The sequence below is a fragment of the Mesorhizobium sp. M1406 genome (assembly GCF_040317555.1).
In the GTDB taxonomy this organism is placed as follows: Bacteria; Pseudomonadota; Alphaproteobacteria; order Rhizobiales; family Rhizobiaceae; genus Mesorhizobium.
Genome location: NZ_JAMYKW010000044.1, coordinates 21,448 through 43,558, shown reverse-complemented (window position 1 = coordinate 43,558; position 22,111 = coordinate 21,448). Strand labels below are relative to the sequence as shown.

General features: G+C 63.4%; 19 protein-coding genes, 1 tRNA gene and 1 pseudogene. 8 read left to right on the top strand and 13 right to left on the bottom strand.

What is annotated here, in order from left to right:
• Positions 1-194: 194 nt before the first annotated feature.
• From NKH03_RS26175 to NKH03_RS26160, 4 genes are read left to right on the top strand one after another with little or no spacing between them, the layout of a single operon-like run.
• Positions 195-1,202, top strand: coding sequence for an ABC transporter permease (locus tag NKH03_RS26175; RefSeq protein WP_352971487.1), 1,008 nt, complete (start codon positions 195-197; stop codon positions 1,200-1,202).
• Positions 1,203-2,339, top strand: coding sequence for an ABC transporter permease (locus NKH03_RS26170; protein WP_352883664.1), 1,137 nt, complete (start codon positions 1,203-1,205; stop codon positions 2,337-2,339). It begins immediately after the preceding gene.
• A gap of 10 nt (positions 2,340-2,349) precedes the next feature.
• On the top strand, positions 2,350-4,017 hold the full coding sequence (locus tag NKH03_RS26165) for an ABC transporter ATP-binding protein (RefSeq protein WP_352971485.1): 1,668 nt from the start codon (positions 2,350-2,352) through the stop codon (positions 4,015-4,017).
• Positions 4,018-4,036: 19 nt separating this feature from the next.
• Positions 4,037-5,407 carry an alpha-glucosidase/alpha-galactosidase gene (locus NKH03_RS26160; protein WP_352971483.1) on the top strand — a complete coding sequence of 457 codons (1,371 nt, stop codon included), beginning with the start codon at positions 4,037-4,039 and terminating at the stop codon, positions 5,405-5,407.
• Positions 5,408-5,411: 4 nt separating this feature from the next.
• Here NKH03_RS26160 and yacG read toward each other — a convergent pair whose 3' ends face one another.
• From yacG to NKH03_RS26115, 9 genes are all read right to left on the bottom strand, one after another.
• Positions 5,412-5,609 (bottom strand): DNA gyrase inhibitor YacG, encoded by a 198-nt coding sequence (gene yacG, locus NKH03_RS26155; protein ID WP_352628423.1) that lies wholly within the window; start codon positions 5,607-5,609, stop codon positions 5,412-5,414.
• A complete protein-coding gene (locus NKH03_RS26150; RefSeq protein ID WP_127296630.1) occupies positions 5,606-6,235 on the bottom strand; it encodes a Maf-like protein in 630 nt (209 codons plus the stop codon). Before NKH03_RS26150 ends, yacG begins: the two co-directional genes overlap by 4 nt.
• Before the next feature lie 21 nt (positions 6,236-6,256).
• On the bottom strand, positions 6,257-6,475 hold the full coding sequence (infA, locus tag NKH03_RS26145) for a translation initiation factor IF-1 (protein WP_006200926.1): 219 nt from the start codon (positions 6,473-6,475) through the stop codon (positions 6,257-6,259).
• Positions 6,476-6,673: 198 nt separating this feature from the next.
• On the bottom strand, positions 6,674-7,144 hold the full coding sequence (locus tag NKH03_RS26140; protein ID WP_352971489.1) for an arsenate-mycothiol transferase ArsC: 471 nt from the start codon (positions 7,142-7,144) through the stop codon (positions 6,674-6,676).
• Positions 7,132-7,617 carry a UPF0262 family protein gene (locus NKH03_RS26135; RefSeq protein WP_352869692.1) on the bottom strand — a complete coding sequence of 162 codons (486 nt, stop codon included), beginning with the start codon at positions 7,615-7,617 and terminating at the stop codon, positions 7,132-7,134. Before NKH03_RS26135 ends, NKH03_RS26140 begins: the two co-directional genes overlap by 13 nt.
• 5 nt (positions 7,618-7,622) lie before the next feature.
• The gene (hisD, locus tag NKH03_RS26130) at positions 7,623-8,915 is read right to left on the bottom strand and encodes a histidinol dehydrogenase (protein WP_352971480.1); all 1,293 of its coding nucleotides are present in this window, start codon (positions 8,913-8,915) and stop codon (positions 7,623-7,625) included.
• Between the two features lie 7 nt (positions 8,916-8,922).
• Positions 8,923-9,357: a DUF2948 family protein gene (locus tag NKH03_RS26125; RefSeq protein ID WP_352971478.1), complete on the bottom strand. Its 435-nt coding sequence runs from the start codon at positions 9,355-9,357 to the stop codon at positions 8,923-8,925.
• Positions 9,358-9,448: 91 nt separating this feature from the next.
• On the bottom strand, positions 9,449-10,741 hold the full coding sequence (gene murA, locus NKH03_RS26120) for a UDP-N-acetylglucosamine 1-carboxyvinyltransferase (RefSeq protein WP_352869686.1): 1,293 nt from the start codon (positions 10,739-10,741) through the stop codon (positions 9,449-9,451).
• A gap of 147 nt (positions 10,742-10,888) precedes the next feature.
• Positions 10,889-11,083 carry a hypothetical protein gene (locus NKH03_RS26115; RefSeq protein WP_352971477.1) on the bottom strand — a complete coding sequence of 65 codons (195 nt, stop codon included), beginning with the start codon at positions 11,081-11,083 and terminating at the stop codon, positions 10,889-10,891.
• Between the two features lie 161 nt (positions 11,084-11,244).
• Here NKH03_RS26115 and NKH03_RS26110 point away from each other — a divergent pair.
• A tRNA-Thr gene (locus NKH03_RS26110) sits at positions 11,245-11,319 on the top strand.
• A gap of 96 nt (positions 11,320-11,415) precedes the next feature.
• Here the strand turns inward: NKH03_RS26110 and NKH03_RS35075 are convergent.
• Positions 11,416-11,523: pseudogene (locus NKH03_RS35075) on the bottom strand (SAM-dependent methyltransferase); the annotation flags it as partial.
• Positions 11,524-11,649: 126 nt separating this feature from the next.
• Here NKH03_RS35075 and metH point away from each other — a divergent pair.
• The 3 genes from metH (at position 11,650) to NKH03_RS26095 (ending at position 18,545) form a co-directional block, all read left to right on the top strand.
• Complete coding sequence (metH, locus tag NKH03_RS26105; RefSeq protein ID WP_352971475.1) at positions 11,650-15,459, top strand: methionine synthase; 3,810 nt, start codon at positions 11,650-11,652, stop codon at positions 15,457-15,459.
• Between the two features lie 160 nt (positions 15,460-15,619).
• Positions 15,620-17,014 (top strand): multicopper oxidase family protein, encoded by a 1,395-nt coding sequence (locus tag NKH03_RS26100; protein WP_352971473.1) that lies wholly within the window; start codon positions 15,620-15,622, stop codon positions 17,012-17,014.
• An 85-nt stretch (positions 17,015-17,099) separates the two neighbouring features.
• The gene (locus tag NKH03_RS26095) at positions 17,100-18,545 is read left to right on the top strand and encodes an NAD(P)H-dependent oxidoreductase (protein ID WP_352971471.1); all 1,446 of its coding nucleotides are present in this window, start codon (positions 17,100-17,102) and stop codon (positions 18,543-18,545) included.
• 215 nt (positions 18,546-18,760) lie between these two features.
• Here the strand turns inward: NKH03_RS26095 and proC are convergent, their stop codons facing one another.
• From proC to NKH03_RS26080, 3 genes are read right to left on the bottom strand one after another with little or no spacing between them, the layout of a single operon-like run.
• A complete protein-coding gene (gene proC / locus NKH03_RS26090) occupies positions 18,761-19,576 on the bottom strand; it encodes a pyrroline-5-carboxylate reductase (protein WP_352971469.1) in 816 nt (271 codons plus the stop codon).
• Positions 19,577-19,636: 60 nt separating this feature from the next.
• Positions 19,637-20,983: an O-antigen ligase family protein gene (locus tag NKH03_RS26085; protein WP_352971467.1), complete on the bottom strand. Its 1,347-nt coding sequence runs from the start codon at positions 20,981-20,983 to the stop codon at positions 19,637-19,639.
• Complete coding sequence (locus NKH03_RS26080) at positions 20,952-21,950, bottom strand: glycosyltransferase family 2 protein (RefSeq protein WP_352971465.1); 999 nt, start codon at positions 21,948-21,950, stop codon at positions 20,952-20,954. Before NKH03_RS26080 ends, NKH03_RS26085 begins: the two co-directional genes overlap by 32 nt.
• Positions 21,951-22,111: the final 161 nt, after the last annotated feature.

The window sequence follows — 22,111 nt, the reverse complement described above, 5'->3', positions numbered from 1 at the left end:
CGCCCAACACCCCGTTAATTTTTCTGTGCCCCCCGCCCCCGCCCCCCGCACCGCCATCAAAAACCCCCCCTATTATTCTCTCCCCCCCCCCCTCCCTCTGCCCCCGCGGGCCCCGCGGCGGGCCCCCCCCGACAAAGTCAAACCTCCGGACGCAACCAAAGGATGCGATCGGCGAGACAAGAAACGGACCGTCCATGTTGCGATTCCTGCTCACGCGCATAGCGTCGGCAATACCGGTCCTCGCCATTTTGAGCCTGGTCACCTTTGCCATCATCCAGGCGCCGCCGGGCGACTATGCCGACTACATCCGCTCGCAGGCGATCAACCAGGGTGGAGCTTCCTTCGCCGAGGCCGACGCGCAGGCCAACGCCTATCGCATCGAGCATGGCCTCGATAAGCCGCTGCCTGTCCAGTATCTCAACTGGATCGGCGGCATCATCACCCGCGGCGATTTCGGCTACAGCCTCTATTACAACAAGCCGGTCGCCGATGTGGTCGGCGAGCGCCTGCCGCGCACGCTCATTCTGGCACTGGTCTGCCATCTGCTCGCCTCGGTGCTCGGCATCACATTCGGCATATGGGCGGCGACGCGGCAATACACCTGGATCGACTCGACACTTTCCGCGATCTCTTTCCTCGGCATGACGGTGCCGCGCTTCCTGATGGCGCTGATCATCGTCTATCTCCTGGTCTTCCAGTTCAACGTGTCGGAGATCGGCAGCTTCTTCTCGCCGCAATATGGCGGCGCGCCGTGGTCGTGGGCCAAATTCGTCGACCTGGTCAAGCATGTCTGGCCGGTCGTTGCGATCGCCACCTTCGGCGGCCTCGCCTACAACATGCGCGTCATGCGCGGCAATCTGCTCGACACGCTGAACGCGCAATATGTCGAGACGGCCAGGGCCAAGGGGCTGACCGGTGCCGCCGTCGTCATGCGCCACGCCGTGCCCAACGCGCTGCACCCGCTCGTCATGTATCAGGGCGTGGTGCTGCCCTACATGCTAACCGGCGAGATCGAGACCGCGATCATCTTCGCGCTCCCGACCGTTGGCCCGGCGATCGTCGGTTCCATGGCTGTCGGCGACGTCTATGTCACCGCCACGTTCATGATGGTGCTGTCGGCGACGCTGATCGTCGGCAACATCATCGCCGACATGCTGCTCGTGCTGCTCGATCCGCGCGTGCGCCAGTTCGGGGAGGGTTAGATGCTGGCTTTCGACAATCTGCCACCACCGCTGCCCGCCGAAGGCGCCATCGGGAAGCCGCAGCGCGGCAATGAGAGCTATATCGCCCTTGTCTGGCGCCGGTTGAAGCGCTCCTGGACCGGCACGGCCGGGCTTTGGCTTGTCGTGCTCCTGTTGATAATGGCCGTGTTCGCCGAGTTCATCGCGCCGATGGACCCGAAGGTCACGGATGTCGGCTTCGCTCCGCCGCAGGTGCCTGTTTTCCATGACAAGGACGGAGGTTTCACCGCGCGGCCGAGGGTCTATGCGCTGGCCGATTCGGCGGATCTCGATCCGGTCACCTTCCAGCCCGTCGTCGGCCCCGACTATGACCATCCAAGGCTGCTTGGTTTCTTCGTGCATGGCGCGCCCTACAAGCTGTTCGGGCTGTTGCCGGCGGACCGGCATTTGTTCGGCTCTCTGGACGGCCAGCCGGTGCATTTCCTCGGCACCGACAAGTTCGGCCGCGACGTGCTGTCCCGCGCCATCCATGGCTCGCGCGTCTCGCTTATGATCGCGCTGACGGTCGTCTTCATCATCACCGTCATCGGCACCACCGTCGGCATGGTCTCCGGCTATTTCGGCGGCAGGTTCGATGTCTGGATGCAGCGTTTCGTCGAACTGGTGCTCGCCTTCCCGCAACTGCCGCTTTACCTGGCGCTGACGACATTGATCCCGGTTACCGCGCCCACCAATGTCTTCCTCGCTTTCGTCATCATCGTCATGTCGGCATTGGGTTGGGCGCAGATGTCGCGCGAGGTGCGCGGCAAGACTTTGGCGCTGGCGCGGATCGAGTATGTGCGCGCCGCCATGGCGGTCGGCGCCACCGACCGGCGCATCATCATGCAGCACATCTTCCCCAATGTGATGAGCCATGTGATCGTCGCCGTGACGCTGGCGATCCCGACGGTGGTGCTGCTTGAATCGTTCCTCGGTTTCCTCGGCTTCGCCGTCAAGCCGCCGCTGATCTCGTGGGGCCTGATGCTGCAGGACACCGCGACCTATTCCGTCATCGGCACCTATCCCTGGATCCTGTCGCCGGTAGGTTTCGTGCTCGTCACCGTCTTTGCCTTCAACGCGCTGGGCGACGGCCTGCGCGACGCCGTCGACCCCTATTGAGGTGGAACAGATGACAGTCGCGCTCGCCGAATCCTTTGCACCAACCGTCCGTCACGACCATGACGGACGCCAGGACCAGCCCATCATCGACGCCCGCAACGTCGCCGTGGCCTTCAAGGTCGAGTATGGCGTCGTCGACGCGGTCAAGGACATCTCGTTCCAGCTCTATCGCGGCGAGACGATCGCAATCGTCGGCGAATCCGGTTCCGGAAAGTCGGTGACGGCGCGCACCGTCATGGGCCTGCTGTCGCGGCGCGCCACGGTGTCGCCCGGGTCGAGTGTCTGTTACGACGGGCAAAACATCCTGAAGTTTCCCGAGAGCGCCCGGCGCAAGCTGCGCGGCAACCGCATCTCGATGATCTTCCAGGAGCCGATGAGCTCCCTCAACCCGATCTATACGGTCGGCAGCCAGATCGTCGAGGCGATCAGGGTGCATCGCAAGGTCAGCCGCAAGCGGGCCTGGGCGCGAGCACTCGAACTTCTGCAGCACGTGCAGATTCCCGATCCTGTCGCGCGGCTCAAGCAGTATCCGCACCAGCTATCGGGCGGACAACGCCAGCGCGTGATGATTGCCATGGCGCTGGCCAACAATCCCGATGTGCTGATCGCCGATGAGCCGACCACGGCGCTCGATGTCACCGTCCAGGCCCAGATCCTGAACCTGATCCGCAGCCTGCAGAAAGAGCTGCGCATGGCGGTGATCCTGATTACCCACGACCTGACCGTCGTGCGTCAGTTCTCCGACTACGTCTATGTCATGCAGCATGGCGAAATGTGCGAGCACAACGTCACCGAACGGCTCTTCGCCGATCCGCGGCATCCCTATACGAGGCGGCTGCTGGCTTCCGAGCCGCGCGGACAGCCGAAACCGCTGCCTGAGGGCTGCGGCACCATTCTCGAGGCCAGCGGCGTGCGTGTCTCCTTCATGCTGCGCCACGGCACCTTCCTGAAACCGGACTGGCGCGAACTGGTCGCCGTCGACGATCTCAGCCTTAGCCTGTGCCGCCATGAGACGCTGGGGCTGGTCGGCGAGTCCGGTTCCGGCAAGACCACCTTCGGCCAGGCCCTGCTCCGGTTGATAGATACCAAGCGCGGCGAGATACGCTTCGATGGCAGGCCGATCCACGGCCTGTCGCGGGCCGAGATGCGGCCGCTGCGCTCGCGCATGCAGATCGTCTTCCAGGATCCGTTCTCCTCGCTCAACCCGCGCATGACGATCGGCCAGATCATCGAGGAAGGGCTGATCGTCAACAGCATAGGGGCGACACGGCGCGAGCGGGTCGATCGGGTGCGCGAGGCGCTGGTCAGCGCCGGCATGCCCGGCGATATACTGTCGCGGTTTCCGCACGAATTCTCCGGCGGCCAGCGGCAACGCGTCGCGATCGCCCGCGCCATCGCATTGGAACCTGAATTCATCCTGCTCGACGAGCCGACATCGGCGCTGGACCTGTCCGTTCAGGCGCAGATCATCGACCTGCTGCGCAAGCTGCAGGACGAGCGCGGCCTCAGCTACCTCTTCATCTCGCACGACCTCAAGGTGGTGCGTGCACTGTGCCATCGCGTCATCGTCATGCAGAACGGCAAGATCGTCGAGCAGGGCCCCGTCGACGACGTCCTGTCCAATCCCAAGACCGCCTACACCGAACGGCTCGTCAGGGCCGCTTTCGACGTGGCCTGAACATATGCCGGAGGTTAGCATGGCAAGAAATCCCAAGATCACTTTCATCGGCGCCGGCTCGACGGTGTTCATGAAGAACATTGTCGGCGACGTGCTACAGCGCCCGTCGCTTTCGGGCGCGACGATCGCGCTGATGGACGTCAATCCGCAGCGGCTGGAAGAGAGCGCCATCGTCGTCAACAAGCTGATCGCGACACTCGGCGTCAAGGCAAAGACCGAGACCCATTCGGACCAGCGCAAGGCGCTGGCTGGCGCCGACTTCGTCGTCGTCGCCTTCCAGATCGGCGGTTATGAGCCATGCACGGTCACCGATTTCGAAGTGCCGAAGAAATACGGCCTGCGCCAGACGATCGCCGACACGCTCGGCGTCGGCGGCATCATGCGGGGCCTCCGGACCGTGCCGCATCTGTGGAAGGTCTGCGAGGACATGCTCGCCGTCTGCCCGCAGGCGATCATGCTGCAATATGTCAACCCGATGGCGATCAACACCTGGGCGATATCAGAGAAATATCCTGAGATCAGGCAGGTCGGCCTCTGCCATTCGGTGCAGGGCACGGCAATGGAACTGGCGCACGATCTCGACATTCCTTACGAAGAAATCCGCTATCGCTCGGCCGGCATCAACCACATGGCCTTTTATCTCAGCTTCGAGCATCGCCAGCCGGACGGTTCCTACCGCAATCTCTATCCAGATCTGGTGCGCGCCTATCGCGAAGGCCGTGCGCCCAAGCCTGGCTGGAACCCGCGCTGCCCTAACAAGGTGCGCTACGAGATGCTGACCAGGCTCGGCTATTTCGTCACCGAAAGCTCGGAACATTTCGCCGAATACACGCCCTATTTCATCAAGGACGGCCGCCCGGACCTGATCGAGAAGTACGGCATCCCGCTGGATGAATATCCCAAGCGCTGCATCGAGCAGATCGAGCGCTGGAAGGGACAGGCGGAAGCCTATCGTTCGGCCGATCGCATCGAGGTCGAGCAGTCGAAGGAATATGCCTCCTCGATCATGAATTCGGTCTGGACCGGCGAACCGTCGGTGATCTACGGCAATGTCCGCAACAATGGCTGCATCACCTCGCTGCCTCGCGATTGCGCCGCCGAAGTGCCGTGCCTGGTCGATGCATCCGGCATCCAGCCGACTTATATCGGCGAACTGCCGCCGCAATTGACCGCGCTGATCCGCACCAACATCAACGTGCAGGAACTGACGGTGCGGGCGCTGATGACGGAGAACCGCGAGCACATCTACCATGCGGCGATGATGGATCCGCATACCGCCGCCGAACTCGATCTCGACCAGATCTGGTCACTGGTCGACGACCTTCTCGCCGCTCATGGCGACTGGCTGCCGGCCTGGGCGCGCGTGGCGCGCAAGACCGAGGCCGCCTGACGCCTTATTTAGGAGCGTCGGGGTCGGTCTCTTCCTCGTCGTCGCGGGCCTTGATGACATAGGCGCCCTTCAGCCAGCGGTTGAGGTCGATGTCCTTGCAGCGCGTCGAGCAGAACGGAAAAGTGTCGCGCGCCGATGGCTTGCCGCATTCGGGGCAGGGGCGCTTTGGACGCAAGGGCGTGACTTTGGGGTCGGAACTCATAGCCGTGCGCCTGACAGCCAGCCGCCATGCACCTTGAAGCCTTCGCCGCTCAACAGCGCCACCGTCTCATAGAGCGGCAGCCCGACGACGTTGGTGTAGGAACCGACCAGCTTGACGACGAACGCGCCGGCGAGACCCTGGACGGCGTAGCCGCCGGCCTTGCCGCGCCATTCGCCCGAGGCGACATAGGCGTCGATTTCCTCGCGCGGCAGCCGCTTGAAGCGCACCCGCGTCTCGACCAGCCGCTGGCGCAGTTTGCCGCCCGGCGTGATCAGGCAGATGCCGGAATAGACCCGGTGCGAACGGCCGGACAACAGCCCGAGGCAGTTGGCGGCGTCGTCGAGGGTTTCTGCCTTGGGCAGGATGCGCCGCCCGACGGCGACCACCGTGTCCGCGGCCAGCACGAAGCCCGGCGCGTAGTCGGCTTCGGTCTTCAGCGACGCGAACGCCTTCTCGGCCTTTTCCTTCGACAGCCGCTTGGCCAGCGAGCGCGGATGCTCTGCACGCAGCGGCGTTTCGTCGACATCGGCCGGCAGCACGCGGTCCGGCTCGATGCCGGCCTGCTGCAAGAGCTCGATCCGGCGCGGCGAACCCGAGGCAAGCACCAGCTTCTGCAAAATGCTCATCGCGGACCAGTCGGGCTTGGCTTACTTGAAACGATAGGTGATGCGGCCCTTGGTCAGGTCGTATGGCGTCATCTCGACCAGAACCTTGTCGCCGGTCAGCACGCGGATGCGGTTCTTGCGCATGCGGCCGGCCGTATGGGCAATGATCTCATGTTCGTTTTCGAGCTTTACCCGGAACATCGCGTTGGGCAACAATTCCGTCACGACACCCGGAAACTCGAGGACTTCTTCCTTCGGCATTCGATACCTTTGCTTGGATGGTAGTTCCAGCGCCTAGAGCATGATGCCGAAAAGTGTGAAGCGGTTTTCGGACGACATCATGCTCTACTTCTTGATTTAGAGGCGGATTCAGATTTCAGGTCGAACAGACCTGAAATCATCCGACTCTGCCGGAATTTCGGCGGAACCTATATGATAATCGCCCGCTTGTGAACACGCTTAATCCGTCGCGTTTTTAGCTTCCGGAAGCAAAAAACGTCGGCCTATGCGCAACTTCAGCCGCTCGCGCACGTCGCGATAACTGGCCATGATCCGTTCGCGCGTGCCGTCGGCATCGGTAGGGTCCGGCATCGGCCAGTATTCGACCTCGACGGCGAGCGAGCGGGTGAGTTCGAGAGCCGCGTGGTGCGCTTCCGGAGACAGCGTGACGATGAGGTCGAAATAGTCGTCCTCGAGATCGTCCATCGTCCTTGGGTGACGCTCGCCCAGTGTGAGACCCTCCTCGGCCAGCACCGCATCGACGAACGGATCGCGCTCGCCCGCGCGAACGCCGGCCGAGGCGACGAAGATGGTGGCAGGCAGCATCCGCCTCGCCAGTTGCTCCGCCATCGGCGAGCGCACGGCATTCATGCCGCACAGGAACAGGATCGAACGGGGAAGGACGCCGGGTGCCAGGGCTAGCCCCGCCAGTGAAGCACGCAGACCAGCGTGAACAGCCGGCGCGCCGTATCGAAATCGATGTCGATCTTGCCGGAAAGCCGGTCCATCAGCGTCCGCGAGCCTTCATTGTGCAGGCCGCGGCGGCCCATGTCGATCGCCTCGATGTGGCTTGGCGTCGAGGAGCGGATGGCGTCATAGTAGCTTTCGCAGATCATGTAGTAGTCCTTGACGATGCGCCTGAGCGGCGTCAGCGACAAGATATGGGTGACGACGGGGGCCCCATCCTCTCGCGCCACAGCAAAGACCAGGCGCTTCTCGGCCAGCGACAGTTTCAGCCGATAAGGGCCGGCGCCGCCGTCATTGACGGGTTGAAAACTGTTTTCCTCGATCAGGTCGAAGATCGCCACCGCGCGTTCATGCTCGACATCGGGTGTCGAGCGGCCGATCGATTCATCGAGTTCGACATCGATCAGCCTGGCGCGGGTTTGATCGGAGTCGGACATGGCGGCTACATGTTCAACCGTATGGCGACGGAACGTGCATGTGCATCAAGGCCTTCCGCCTTGGCCAGCGCGATCGCCGCCGGCGCCAAGATCCGCAACTGCTCCGGCCCAAGCTTGAGGATCGAGGTGCGCTTGACGAAATCGAGCACGGACAGCCCGGACGAGAAACGTGCCGAACGTGCCGTTGGCAGCACATGGTTGGATCCGCCGACATAGTCGCCGATGGCTTCCGGGGTATGGCGGCCGAGAAAGACGGCACCCGCATTGCGCATCCGCGACAGGAAATCCTCGGGATCGTCGATTGCCAATTCGACATGTTCGGCGGCGATACGGTCGACCAGCGGCAGCGCTGCCTCGATCGTCGGCACCAGGATCACCGCGCCGAAATCGCGCCAGCTTGCCGCTGCCGTTTCGGCGCGCGGCAGGTTCTGCAACTGGTGTTCGACCGCCTGTTCGACGGCGATGCCGAAGGCCGGGTCGTCGGTGACCAGAATCGACTGCGCCGACGCATCGTGCTCGGCCTGGGCCAGCAAGTCGGCGGCGATCCAGTCCGGGTCGTTGCTGCCGTCGGCCACGACGAGCACTTCCGACGGCCCGGCGATCATGTCGATGCCGACGGTGCCGAACACCTGGCGCTTGGCCGCGGCGACATAGGCATTGCCCGGGCCGACGATCTTGGCGACCGGCCGGATCGTTTCGGTGCCATAGGCAAGCGCTGCGATCGCCTGGGCGCCGCCGACGCGGTAGATTTCCGACACGCCTGATATATCCGCGGCCACCAGCACCAGCGGGTTGATGATGCCGCCTGGCGCCGGCACGACCATGACGATGCGCTCGACGCCGGCCACCCTGGCCGGGACGGCGTTCATCAGCACCGAGCTTGGATAGCTCGCCGTGCCGCCCGGCACATAGAGCCCGACCGCCTCGATCGCCGTCCAGCGCCAACCGAGTTCGACGCCGGCGGCATCGGTATAGCGATCGTCCTTCGGCCGCTGCCGTTCGTGATGCGAGCGGATGCGGTCGCGCGCGAATTCCAGCGCCTCGATCGTTTTTGGGTCGGCGGCCTTGTAAGCCTGGGCGATGTCGTCCTTCGAGACGGCGATGCCTAATCCAGCCAGATCGGCGCGATCGAATTTCTGCGAATAGTCGATCAACGCCGCGTCGCCCTCTGCGCGCACGCGCGCGATGATGTCGCGCACCGCGGCATCGACGTCGGCGGACACTTCCCGCTTGGTCAGGAGGAAGGCGGCGAAACGCTGCTCGAAATCGGCGTCGGACTGACGAAGCGTGATGGCCATCGGATGTTCAGGCCTTGTGGATCGGGCGCGAGCTGGCTTCCCACGCGCCGCCTATGTCGGCAAGGCGGGCCTCGATGCACTCGACATCGAGCATGATGGTGCCGCCGCCCGCAAAGATCAGTTCGATGATACCGGCCGGCTTGCTGATCTCGATGAAGCTGATCGCCAGCAGGGAAAGGACCTCAGCCGGCTTGTCGCGGGCGATGCCGTTGGTCTTGGCACCAAGCACCCGGTCGAAATGCAGCACCGCCTGCCGCCGCTCATTGTGCTGGCGAAACAGGCCGGATTTGGCCTCCCAGACGAAACGGTTCATGGTCAGCAGGAAACGCTTGGCCGCGGGCAGGAATTCGAGGTCACTGACCTTCATCACGGCATCCTGGACATGGGCCGAAACGATGCTCAGATCCTGGTCGTCGAGCGCGATAAGCTTAAGGGCAGTCATGCGGATTTCGCACCTGAAGGTTGATAACTGAACCTTCTGTTAGGCGGTCTTTCCCGTCCGCGCAACCGCACCGCACGGCCTTGCGAATGGCCTATGCGGAAATCCGCTCGATCACCGCGCCGCAGTTGGACAGCTTTTCTTCCAGCCGCTCGAAGCCGCGGTCGAGATGATAGACGCGGTTGACCGTCGTCTCGCCTTCGGCAGCCAGGCCGGCGATGACCAGCGAGACCGAGGCGCGAAGATCGGTCGCCATGACCGGCGCGCCCTTCAATTTCGGCACGCCGTCGACGATTGCCGTCTGGCCCGAAAGCGTAATGTGGGCGCCGAGCCGGGCCAGTTCCTGCACATGCATGAAGCGGTTTTCGAAAATCGTCTCGGTGATGCGCGACTTGCCCTTGGCCATCGTCATCAGGCCCATGAACTGCGCCTGCAAATCGGTCGGGAAGGCCGGGAACGGCGCTGTCGTCACGTCGACCGGCAAAATGCCGGCGCCGTTGCGCTTCACACGAATGCCGGAATTGGTTTGCGTGATCTCCGCACCCGTCTGCGAGATCACGTCGAGCGCGGTCTGCAGCAGTTCGGGGCGTGCGCCCTCGAGCACGACGTCGCCGCCGGTCATTGCCACCGCCATTGCGTAGGTGCCGGTCTCGATACGGTCGGGAATGACGCGCACGCGGGCACCCGACAGCGATTCGACGCCATCGATGGTGATAACAGGCGTGCCGGCGCCGGAAATCTTGGCGCCCATGGCATTGAGGCACTCGGCGAGGTTGACGATTTCGGGTTCGCAGGCGGCATTTTCCAGCACCGTCTCGCCCTTGGCCAGGGCCGCGGCCATCATCAGCACATGGGTGGCGCCGACAGAGACCTTCGGGAACACATAGCGGTTGCCGACAAGGCGGCCATTTCGGGTTTTAGCGATGACATAGCCGGTGTCGACGTCGATATCGGCGCCCAGCGCCTGCAAGCCTTCGAGGAACAGATCGACCGGGCGCGTGCCGATGGCGCAACCGCCAGGCAGCGACACCTTGGCCTCGCCCATGCGGGCCAGCAGCGGCCCGATCACCCAGAACGACGCCCTCATCTTCGACACCAGCTCATACGGTGCCGTCGTGTCGACGATGTTGCGGGCGGAGAAATTGATGGTGCGCGAATAGCCCTCATTCTGCTTCTCGCGGCGGCCATTGACCGAATAATCGACGCCGTGATTGCCCAGGATGCGGATCAACTGCTCGACATCGGCCAGATGCGGCACGTTTTCCAGCGTCAGCGTGTCGTCGGTCAAGAGCGAGGCGATCATCAGGGGCAGGGCCGCGTTTTTCGCGCCCGAGATCGGAATGCTTCCGGAGAGCTTGTTGCCCCCGACAATTCTGATGCGATCCATGGAAGAACGTCCCTCTCGGCTCGAAAAAGCCGGTTCAATCGTTTGAGTAGCGGCCCGTCTAGACCATTGGCCAATCTGGTTCAAGGAATTGGCTGGTTCAAGAAATAGGATTTCGCCCCATCCCGGGCCAAGAGTGGCCGATTTGAGTTAATCTTTTTGTATTTCCTTTGCCGCGCCGAGCCCGTCCGGCCGCTGATCCGCATCGCCAGCGCGCCGCGAGCGCGACTGCGCCTTGCGTTTCTGCAAATTGGCGCGCAATTGCTCGGCCAGCCGGTCCTGGCGGTTGGCGCCGCTCTTTTTCGCTGGACCAGCCCTTTTCAGTGGAATTGTCTTGTCGTTCATCGTCCCGTCCCGGCCGGCGACCAGCCAACCCGTCAATCAGGGATAGCCAACATTGTGGCGCCGCCATGTCGATAAAAGCTATCCGGCAAAGGCTTTCACAGAAGCGTTGCACTTGGCCTTGCGCTTGCCGGTTCGATATGGCAGAAGCCCCGCCATCAGCGGCTGCGGTAGCTCAGTGGTAGAGCACTCCCTTGGTAAGGGAGAGGTCGAGAGTTCAATCCTCTCTCGCAGCACCATTCCAAGCCCTTGTTTGGAAACAACTACCGGGCACCATCAGAACGGTGAAAGCGGGCGCGACCGTCCGCAACGATCGGCCCGAAACGGCTTCCGTGATACTCGTTCGTGCCGCGGAACAGGCAGATGCCATGGTCGTGCCAACCCAATCCATTGCCCGAACGGAATGCTTGTCCGACCTTCTCCTCGTCCAGCCACCCGCGCTGACAGAAGGATTGCGCTCGTGAGCCAGGCGAAAGCAACAGCACGTGACAATGACGAGCGCTTGCCGTATATTGACATAAAGATATCCTTATGTGACATGAAAAGACTTGTCGCCAAAGGAATAAAAAATGTCGCAGAATTCTGCATCGCTGGACGCATTGTTCGGCCCCGTCGCGGCAAGGCCCGACGGGTCGGAGGTGCTTGCGGCGCTGACGGCGGCGGCGCGCGAGCGCATCCTCATCCTCGACGGCGCCATGGGCACGCAGATCCAGGGGCTGGGTTTCGATGAAGACCAGTTCCGCGGCGAAGCCTTCGCCGGCTGCGCCTGCCACCAGCAAGGCAACAACGATCTTCTGATCCTGACGCAGCCGCAGGCGATCGAGGAAATCCACTATCAATACGCCATCGCAGGCGCGGATATTCTGGAAACCAACACCTTCTCCTCGACTTCGATCGCCCAGGCCGATTACGGCATGGGCGACGCCGTCTATGCGCTCAACCGCGATGGCGCGCGGCTGGTGCGGCGCGCGGCGAAGAGGGCAGAGCATGAAGACGGCAAGCGCCGTTTCGTTGCCGGCGCGCTGGGGCCAACCAATCGCACCGCCTCGATGTCGCCCGACGTCAACAATCCCGGCTATCGTGCCGTGACCTTCGACGATCTGCGCCTGGCCTATGGCGAACAGCTGCGCGGCCTGATCGACGGTGGCGCCGACATCATCCTGATCGAGACGATCTTCGACACGCTGAACGCCAAGGCGGCGATCTTCGCGGCAGAAGAGATCTTCAACGAGAAGGGCGTGCGCCTGCCGGTGATGATTTCCGGCACAATAACAGACCTGTCCGGCCGCACGCTGTCCGGCCAGACGCCGACGGCCTTCTGGCATTCGGTGCGCCATGCCAGTCCCTTCACCATCGGCCTCAACTGCGCGCTCGGCGCCAACGCCATGCGCGCGCATCTGGCCGAGATATCAGGCGTCGCCAACACCTTCACCTGCGCCTATCCCAACGCCGGCCTGCCCAATGAATTCGGCCGTTATGACGAGAGCCCGGAATTCATGGCCGCCCAAATCGAGGATTTCGCCCGCGAGGGGCTGGTCAACGTCGTCGGCGGCTGCTGCGGCTCGACCCCGGATCACATCCGCGCCATCGCCGAAGCGGTGAAGAAATATCCGCCGCGCGCCATTCCGGAGATCGAGCGCAAGATGCGCCTTTCCGGGCTGGAGCCGTTCACGCTGACCGACGAGATTCCCTTCGTCAATGTCGGCGAGCGCACCAATGTCACCGGATCGGCCAAGTTCAGGAAGCTGATCACGGCGGGCGACTATGTCGCCGCGCTCGACGTGGCGCGCGACCAGGTCGCCAACGGCGCCCAGATCATCGACATCAACATGGACGAGGGACTGATCGATTCGAAGAAGGCGATGGTGGAATATCTCAACCTGATCGCCGCCGAGCCGGACATCGCCCGCGTTCCTGTCATGGTCGACAGTTCCAAATGGGAGATCATCGAGGCTGGCCTGAAATGCGTGCAGGGCAAGCCGCTGGTCAACTCCATCTCGATGAAGGAAGGCGAAGAGGCGTTCCTGCATCATGCAAGGCTGGTGCGCGCCTATGGCGCGGCGGTGGTGGTCATGGCCTTCGACGAAGACGGCCAGGCCGACACCAAAGCGCGCAAGGTCGAGATCTGCACCCGCGCCTACAAGCTCCTGACCGAACAGGCCGGCTTTCCGCCCGAGGATATCGTCTTCGACCCCAATGTCTTCGCCATCGCCACCGGCATAGAGGAGCACGACAATTACGGCGTCGACTTCATCGAGGCCACGGGCGAGATCACCGGGACGCTGCCGCATGTCCACATTTCCGGCGGCGTGTCGAACCTGTCGTTCTCGTTCCGCGGCAACGAGCCGGTGCGCGAGGCCATGCATGCCGTGTTCCTCTACCATGCCATCCAGCGCGGCATGGACATGGGCATCGTCAATGCCGGTCAGCTCGCCGTCTACGACACGATCGAGCCGGCGCTGCGCGAGGCCTGCGAGGATGTCGTGCTCAACCGCGTGCCCAAGGCCGGCGGCACCGCCACCGAACGCATGCTGGAGATCGCCGAACGCTTCAAGGGCACGGCGGGCCAAGAAGCCAAGGAGCGCGATCTCGCCTGGCGCGAATTGCCAGTCGAACAGCGGATCAGCCATGCACTGGTCAACGGCATCACCGAATTCATCGACGCCGACACCGAGGAAGCGCGTCTGGCCGCGGAACGCCCGCTGCATGTCATCGAGGGCCCGCTGATGGCCGGCATGAACGTCGTCGGCGACCTGTTCGGCGCGGGCAAGATGTTCCTGCCGCAAGTGGTGAAGTCCGCGCGGGTGATGAAACAGGCGGTGGCCGGACTATTGCCGCACATGGAGGCCGAGAAGCTGGCCAACGCCGCCAACGGCATCGACAATGGCGAGCGCCAGACGGCGGGCAAGATCCTGATGGCGACGGTGAAGGGCGATGTCCACGACATCGGCAAGAACATCGTCGGCGTCGTGCTCGCCTGCAACAATTACGAGATCATCGACCTCGGCGTCATGGTGCCGGCGGCAAGGATCCTGCGGACGGCGCGCGAGAGACAAGTCGACATCATCGGACTGTCGGGCCTGATCACGCCGTCGCTCGATGAGATGGCGCATATGGCCGCCGAGATGGAGCGCGAAGGCTTCGACATCCCGCTGCTGATCGGCGGCGCGACGACCAGCCGCGTGCACACGGCGGTGAAGATCCACCCGCGCTACACCAAGGGACAGGCGGTCTACGTCACCGACGCCAGCCGTGCGGTCGGCGTGGTCTCGTCCTTGCTGTCGAACGAGACCAAGGGCGGCTATGTCGACACGGTGCGCGCCGAATACAAGAGGGTCGCCGACGCGCATGCCCGCTCCGAAGCCGACAAGCAGCGGCTGCCGCTGGCCAAGGCGAGGGCAAATGCGCATCAGCTCGACTGGTCTGAATATGAGCCGCCGAAGCCGTCCTTCACAGGCGTGAAGGTCTTCGAGAATTGGGACCTGACCGAAATCGCGCGCTACATCGACTGGACGCCGTTCTTCCAGACCTGGGAGCTGAAGGGGCGCTATCCCAGGATCCTCGAAGACGAAGCGCAAGGACCCGCCGCCCGCCAGTTGTTCGAGGATGCGCAGGCGATGCTGAAGCAGATCATCGCCGAAAAATGGTTTGCGCCGCGCGGCGTCATCGGCTTCTGGCCGGCCAACACCGTCGGCGATGACATCAGGCTGTTCACGGATGACAAGCGCTCAAAGGAACTGGCGACCTTCTTCACCCTGCGCCAGCAGCTGACCAAGCGCGACGGCAAGGCCAATGTCGCGCTGTCGGATTTCGTCGCGCCAATGGACAGCGGCAAGCCCGACCATATCGGCGGCTTCATCGTCACCGCCGGAATCGAGGAGGTGGCGATCGCGGAGCGTTTCGAGCGGGCGAATGACGATTATTCGTCGATCATGGTCAAGGCGCTGGCCGACCGTTTCGCCGAGGCCTTTGCCGAGTGCATGCATGAGAAGGTGCGCAAGGAGTTCTGGGGCTACGCGCCAGAGGAATCATTGGCGCCCGACGAGCTGATCGGCGAACCCTATCGCGGCATCCGCCCGGCCCCCGGCTATCCGGCGCAACCCGACCACACCGAGAAGGCGACGCTGTTCCGGTTGCTCGACGGCGAGAACAATGCCGGGGTCCGCCTGACCGAGAGCTATGCGATGTGGCCGGGCTCGTCCGTGTCAGGCATCTATCTGTCGCATCCCGAAAGCTACTATTTCGGCGTCGCCAAGGTCGAACGCGACCAGGTCGAGGATTATGCGCGCCGCAAGGCTATGCCGTTGGCCGAGGTCGAGCGCTGGCTTGGCCCCATCCTCAACTACGTGCCGGCACACCATGCCAAGGCGGCTGAATAGCAGCGGCAGGTTCTGTTGTCGGCCAAGCCAAGCGACAACCACACATCGCCATGGCATCGTCGAGATGCAATGTGCCAATATCGGCATCCGCGCCGGTGACTGGCCTCTGATCCAGGATAGCGATAGACCCAAGCAGTCGTCTTTGCAGTTGGAACGCCGAATGACCCTACTCACACGCCGCGGGCTTTTGAAAACGGCCGCGGTTGCCGGCGTGGGCGGGATAGGGTTTTCGGCCATCGGTCGGCTTGGCGGCTGGGCCTCTGCCACGCCCGAGCCGGTGGTTTTGCAGACGGCAAAGATCCAGGCAAAGCTGATGGATATCGGCCAGACCAGGGATGTACTGACCTACGGCAACGCCGGAATGCCGCCCGTGCTCAGAATGAAAAAGGGCGAGCCCTTTGCCGCGCGTCTTGTCAACGCCATCGACGATCCGACGACCATCCACTGGCACGGTATTCGCGTTCCAAACAAGATGGACGGCGTGCCCTTTCTGGTCCAGCCTTATGTCTACACCGGCGATCATTTCGACTACGCCTTCACGCCGCCCGACGCCGGCACCTTCTGGTACCACCCGCATTGCAACACGCTGACCCAGATGGGCCACGGCCTGACGGGCGTGATCGTGGTCGAGAACCCCGGTGATCCGGAATTCGATGCCGAGATTGTCATCAATCTGCGCGACTGGCGCCTCGGCGACGACGGTCAGTTCATCGACCAGTTCCGCCCGCGCGATGCCGCGAGAACCGGCACTTACGGCACAGTGCGCACCGCCAACTGGCTCGATCAGCCGCAATATGACGCGCCGGCCGGAGGGCTGGTGCGGCTCAGGGTCGCCATCACCGACGTCACGCGGATCTATGCCTTTCGCGTCGACGGCGCCGAGGCGACAGTCATGGCGCTCGACGGCAATCCGGTGCCGCGGCGTTTTTCTCCCGAAGCCCTGCTGCTTGGACCCGGCCAGCGCATGGAACTGGCCATCCGCATGCCCGACGACGAGGGCGCGATCGTCAGCCTGCGGGACGTCAGGGGCACCAAGCCCAAAGTGCTCGCGACCCTTCGCGCGACGGGAAACTCGCTCAAGCGCGCCATTCGTGATGTTGCACCCCTGGAGGTCAATCCGGTGGCGGAAGTGGACCTCACCAGTGCCAAGCATATTTCCCTGGCGCTCAGCGCCACGGCGGAAAACGTCCCGAGCGACGGCATCTGTGGTTCGCTTGGCTACAGCTTCTGGGCGATCAACAAGGTGCCGTGGTCAGGCGATACGCCGGATCCAACCGCGCCGCTGGCCGAACTGAAGCTCGGCCGGAGCTATGTTATCGACATGGAAAACCTGACGCCGCAATCCCATCCGATGCATCTGCACGGCATGAGCTTCAAGGTGTTGTCGTCCTCGACGCGCCAGATTGAGCCGATGATTTCGGATACCTATCTCATCCAGCCCAACGAGAAGGTGAGCCTGGGCCTCGTCGCCGACAATCTCGGCGACTGGCTTCTGCACTGCCACGTCATCGAGCATCAGAAATCGGGAATGACGAGCTACGTCAAGGTGGTGTGAAGCCGCGGCCGAGGGTTTCGTTGGCAAAAGGGGGCGTTTCCCTGCTATTGCCGCCTCCAACTCAAGAACCATGGGACAATCCTGCATGACCAATGTCGCCCTGACCGGGCTTGCCCGCGATCTTGCCAGGCGCGCCGCCGAGGGCCGCCCCGTGCGCATCGGCGTCATCGGCTCGGGCGAGATGGGCACCGATCTGGTGACGCAAGGCATGCTGATGAAGGGCATTTCGGTTTGCGCCGTTTCGACACGCCGTCCGCACACCGCGCGCGAGGCCATCCGCATCGCCTATGGCGATGAGGCCATGGCGGTCGAGGCCGACAGCGCGTCGAAAGTCACCGCGGCGATCGAGAACGGCAAGATCGCCATCACTTCGAACGAGATGCTGGTCACCAACCCGTTGATCGACGTCGTCATCGACGCCACCGGCAAGCCGGGCGTTGCCGCCGATTTCGACCTGATGGCGATGGAGCATGGCAAGCATCTGGTGATGATGAACGTCGAGGCCGACGTCACCATCGGCTGCTATCTCAAGCAGCAGGCCGACCGGCTTGGCGTCGTCTATTCGGTGGGTGCGGGCGATGAGCCGTCGAGTTGCATGGAACTGATCGAGTTTGCGTCGGCACTTGGGCTAACCATCGTCTCGGCCGGCAAGGGCAAGAACAACCCGCTCAACCATGACGCCGTGCCGGACGACTATCGCGAGGAAGCGGTCCGCCGCAACATGAACCCGCGCATGCTGGTCGAGTTCGTGGACGGTTCCAAGACCATGGTCGAAATGTGCGCCATCGCCAATGCAACCGGGCTGGCGCCCGATGTGCCCGGCATGCACGGCCCAAAGGCCGACCGCGACGATCTCGCCAAGGTGCTCATCCCGCGCGAGGATGGCGGCCTGCTCACGAAGAAAGGCGTCGTCGACTACACGGTCGGCAAGGGCGTCGCGCCCGGCGTCTTCGTCATCGTCGAGGCGACGCATCCGCGCATCATCGAGCGCATGGACGACCTCCATATCGGCCACGGCCCCTATTACAGCCTGTTCCGGCCTTATCATTTGACCTCGCTGGAAGTGCCGCTGACCGCCGCCCGCATCGTGCTGTTCGGCAAGCCCGATATGGTGCCGCTGCCAAGGCCGGTGGCCGAAGTGTGCGCCGTCGCCAAGCGCGACCTTGCCGCCGGCGAGACCTTCGATGCGATCGGCGAGACCTGCTACCGCTCCTGGACCATGACCGTCGGCGAGGCCCGTGCGCAGCGCGCAGTGCCGGTCGGCCTGCTCGAGGGCGGCAAGGTGCTGAAGCCGGTCCGGAAAGGCGAATTGCTGACCGGCGACAATGCCATACCCGACCAGACGACGAGGCTGTTCGCCTTGCGCCGGCTGCAGGACGAGATGCTGTATGGGGCTGAAGGCCGCGCGCCTCTGGCGGAGCGGTTGGCCGACATTGCCGTCGATTTGAGGACCAGGTCGGGCGAGGGTGGTCGCGTCGTGAGCAAGAACGAGATCGACGACATGTGGGGCGGGAGCCAGAATGAGGCCTGACCAGGGGCACACGGGGTTGACGGGTTGGACGGCCTATTGGCGGCCCGGATTTCGTCGTTCGTTTGGATTGATCAGCATAAACATTCGAGATTGACCGAGGCCTTCCCCTTCGTCATCCACGGGTCTGCGCTGCGTCGCTTCGCTCCTTGCTGCGCCCCAGGATGACGAAAACCATGTGCATTTCCGCCAAGCCGTCAACATAAGCAGCTAATGCCTTACTTCCCCAGTTCGATCGACCGCAGCCGCGCAGCCTCCACCGCCTCTGTGAGAAGGCGCGTCAGCCGGTCCTCGCCCATCAGCACGTCTAGCGCCGCGGCCGTCGTGCCATTGGGGCTGGTGACCTGCTGGCGCAGCACGCCCGGCTCCTCGCCGCTTTCGGCGGCAAGCGAGGCAGCACCGTAGACGGTCTGCTTGGCGAGCAGCTTGGCGGTTGCCGTCGGCAGGCCGGCCTTCTCGGCGGCCACGGTCAGCGCTTCGATGAAATGGAAGATGTAGGCCGGGCCCGACCCCGACACGGCGGTCACCGCATCCATCAAACCCTCGTCGTCGATGGTGGCCACTTCGCCGCTCGCCGACAAAAGGTCGGCGACGAAACGCTTGGTGTCGTCGGAAACCAGTCTGTTGGAGAACACCACCATCATGCCCTTGCCGATCGCCGCCGGCGTGTTGGGCATGCAGCGCACGACTGGCGCGCGATTGCCCAGGATGTCCTCGAAGGTGGCGGCAGGCGTGCCGGCGGCGATGCTGACGAAGGTGGTGCGGCCATCGGCGAAGCGCTTGTAGGCGGCGGTGACGTCGCGGATCACCTGCGGCTTCACCGCGATGACGACGAGATCGGGCACGGCATCTGCCGGAATGCCGCTGGCATCGGCTGATGTCGCGCAGCCTAGCGTTTCCGCGCGATTGCGCAGATCGGCTTTGGGCTCGACCACGAAAACCGCCGACGGCGCAAGCTTGCCGGATTTCAGCCAGCCCGAGAGCATGGCGTAACCCATATTGCCGCAGCCGGCGAGAACAAGCCTGATCGTCATCGAAAGCCTCCGAAGGAAGGCCTTCACATAGACGCTGGCTGTTCCGTGGGGAAGCCCCCGTCAGGAGGAACGGGAAGATCGTGCACCGTGATCGGGGTCACGCACGGCCATCGGCCGCAGCGAAACTTGCCTCAGCCCAAGGACGCCGAGCACGAAGAACAGCCAGACCGGGTCGCCGCGATGGAAGAAGAAGCTTTCGAGGAAAGCGTTCAGCGCCGTGAACAGCACCACCATCATGAAGAAGTCGCCGAGAAAGATGTTCTCCCTGCGCAGCGGTATGCGCATGTAGTCGCGCAGCGGCGCGATGAGGAAGGTGTAAACCGCCACGCAAAGGGCCGGAATGCCCATCAGCACGGCAATATCGAGATAGCCGTTATGGCCGTGCACGATGGTTCTGATGTCCCACGGCCGGTCGAAAGGCTGGTCCTGGTTGAGCAAGAGCGGCGTGCCCCAGAAGCTTTCATAGCCGTAGCCGGTCCATGGCTTCTTCGCCAGCATGCCGCCGGCGAACTCCCACAGCGTCGTGCGGCCGGTATAGGTCATGTCGGGGAAATAGATCGCCGCCAGATGTTTTATCGGCGGCAGGAAGACGATGCCTAGCGTGCCGACCGCCGTGGCGATGATCGCCAAGGCAAACAGAATCGGCGTGCCGAGCTGCATGCCTATCAGGCTCGGGAACATCACGATCAGGATCGAGAACGGCACCAGGCCGGCTGTTGTCTTTGAGCCGGTGTGCAGCATGAAGATCATCGCCGCGAAGAAGATCCCGGCACCCCAGTACCGTTGCCCGCGCCGGTAGAGATACAGACCCGCGAAGCTGAGGCAGGCCATGATCGGGCCGGCGATGTTCTTGTGGGTGAACACGCCGCGCCACAGGCCGGCATGTTCGGGCTCCTGTGAGTCGGCGGTGTGCATCGCCTCGTGCGGAAAGACGATGAGGCCGAGATAGCAAAGGACCATGACCACGACGGCGGTGAAGATGATGACTTTTGAAAAAGCTTCGGCGTCGCGCGGCAGCACCAGGATCGTCGCCATGGTCAGGATGCCGATTAGCGTGAAGGAGGCGGCGCGCATCGCCGACGGCGGATCGGTCGCCAGCATCACCGACAGGAAAAAGAAACCCAGCATCAGCATCCAGGAAGGGCTGAGCAGCGAGCGCACCACGCGCGGATCGGCAAAGGCCATCAGCGAGAAGATCGACATGGCGCCGAGCGAACTGAAGCCAAGCTGGTTGACGATGTCGCCGCCTTGCCCCGTGAGTTCGGCGCCGGCCGGCTGGAATGGCCGGAAGGACACCATGGTGACGGTGAACAGAAGCGCCGCGATGGCGGTGGCCACGCCTTCGCGCGTGAACGCGGCGCTGAGCGGGGCGCGCTCAGTTTTTCTCAGGCTGGCGGTATTGCTCATTGGCATATCCGAATTCGGCCAGCACGCGGCCCAGCGCCACATGGACGGGGTAGATGGCGATCGCCGGTGATCCGGTTCGCGCCAGGCGGATCAGGCCGCGAAACGGCGAGGCTGCAAGCAGCGCCAGGCTCTTCAGCAACACCTTGGCGCCGGCGAGTGGCCTGCCGGCGCGTTTCTTCTTTTCGACCAGTGTCGAGATCACGCCGTTGCGCAGGCTGCGGGCACGGATCCAGTCGGCTTCGATACGCCGGGCCGGAACGGTTTCTTGCACTTCCGCTTCGGCGCACCAGCCAAGCACGAAGCCGCTTTGCGCCGCCCGGCTCAGGAAATCGGAATCGCCGCCGCCCATGAAATTGAATTTGAGGTCGAGAAAGGGCGGCCCCATCGCGGTCAGCACGTTGCGTCCGACCAGAAGATTGCCGGAGGAATAGAGCGCGGGCACGCGTCCCGTCTCCCGGTAGGAAGGCGCGAACACCGGGTGGTCTGCCCATCCCGCATGGGCGGGATCGGCAAACACGGGAACCTGCGGGCCGCCGACGACATCGGCGCCGAGCGTTTCGGCTGCCTTGCACATCCGTTCCAGCCACCGCGGATCGGCGATCTCGTCGTCGTCGATGACCAGCAGATGCCGGAAGTTCGGGAACTGCAGGATCGCTGTCTGCCAGCCGGCATTGTAGGCGCTGCAATTGCCGCGCTCATGCGCGATGATGACCAGACCCGGTATCTCGCCGCGCTCGAACAGCGGCAGTGCCGCCTTGGCGCCGGCCCGCGCCTCGGCCTCGTTTTCCATGACGATGACGGCAAAGCGCCTGCCGGTCTGCTGTGCGCGCAGCGACGCCAGCGTTTCCAGCACCTGCTCGGGCCGCTTGAAAGTTGGCAAAGTGACGACCGCTTCGATGGCCTCGACGTCAAGCCGCGGCGAGCGTCCCGCGATCGATACCGAACCGTCCGATGGCAAAGGGATCATCCGTGTCCAGCCACATGGTGAGTTGGGTTCTGGGTAGCACCACGGTGATAAGGTTTCGTTAATCACCTTGCACGGAGAAGCCCCGCAGACAGGGGCTTTCGGTCGTCGAATGTGCTGGCTTAATCAAGGGTTCACCGCACTTTGCTACCGGCTGCACCACA

Coding starts and splice junctions, on each gene's coding strand:
- NKH03_RS26175 (WP_352971487.1), top strand. CDS start 195: ATGTTGCGATTCCTGCTCACGCGCATAGCGTCGGCAATACCGGTCCTC.
- NKH03_RS26170 (WP_352883664.1), top strand. CDS start 1,203: ATGCTGGCTTTCGACAATCTGCCACCACCGCTGCCCGCCGAAGGCGCC.
- NKH03_RS26165 (WP_352971485.1), top strand. CDS start 2,350: ATGACAGTCGCGCTCGCCGAATCCTTTGCACCAACCGTCCGTCACGAC.
- NKH03_RS26160 (WP_352971483.1), top strand. CDS start 4,037: ATGGCAAGAAATCCCAAGATCACTTTCATCGGCGCCGGCTCGACGGTG.
- yacG (WP_352628423.1), bottom strand. CDS start 5,609: ATGAGTTCCGACCCCAAAGTCACGCCCTTGCGTCCAAAGCGCCCCTGC.
- NKH03_RS26150 (WP_127296630.1), bottom strand. CDS start 6,235: ATGAGCATTTTGCAGAAGCTGGTGCTTGCCTCGGGTTCGCCGCGCCGG.
- infA (WP_006200926.1), bottom strand. CDS start 6,475: ATGCCGAAGGAAGAAGTCCTCGAGTTTCCGGGTGTCGTGACGGAATTG.
- NKH03_RS26135 (WP_352869692.1), bottom strand. CDS start 7,617: ATGTCCGACTCCGATCAAACCCGCGCCAGGCTGATCGATGTCGAACTC.
- hisD (WP_352971480.1), bottom strand. CDS start 8,915: ATGGCCATCACGCTTCGTCAGTCCGACGCCGATTTCGAGCAGCGTTTC.
- NKH03_RS26125 (WP_352971478.1), bottom strand. CDS start 9,357: ATGACTGCCCTTAAGCTTATCGCGCTCGACGACCAGGATCTGAGCATC.
- murA (WP_352869686.1), bottom strand. CDS start 10,741: ATGGATCGCATCAGAATTGTCGGGGGCAACAAGCTCTCCGGAAGCATT.
- NKH03_RS26115 (WP_352971477.1), bottom strand. CDS start 11,083: ATGAACGACAAGACAATTCCACTGAAAAGGGCTGGTCCAGCGAAAAAG.
- metH (WP_352971475.1), top strand. CDS start 11,650: ATGTCGCAGAATTCTGCATCGCTGGACGCATTGTTCGGCCCCGTCGCG.
- NKH03_RS26100 (WP_352971473.1), top strand. CDS start 15,620: ATGACCCTACTCACACGCCGCGGGCTTTTGAAAACGGCCGCGGTTGCC.
- NKH03_RS26095 (WP_352971471.1), top strand. CDS start 17,100: ATGACCAATGTCGCCCTGACCGGGCTTGCCCGCGATCTTGCCAGGCGC.
- proC (WP_352971469.1), bottom strand. CDS start 19,576: ATGACGATCAGGCTTGTTCTCGCCGGCTGCGGCAATATGGGTTACGCC.
- NKH03_RS26085 (WP_352971467.1), bottom strand. CDS start 20,983: ATGAGCAATACCGCCAGCCTGAGAAAAACTGAGCGCGCCCCGCTCAGC.
- NKH03_RS26080 (WP_352971465.1), bottom strand. CDS start 21,950: ATGATCCCTTTGCCATCGGACGGTTCGGTATCGATCGCGGGACGCTCG.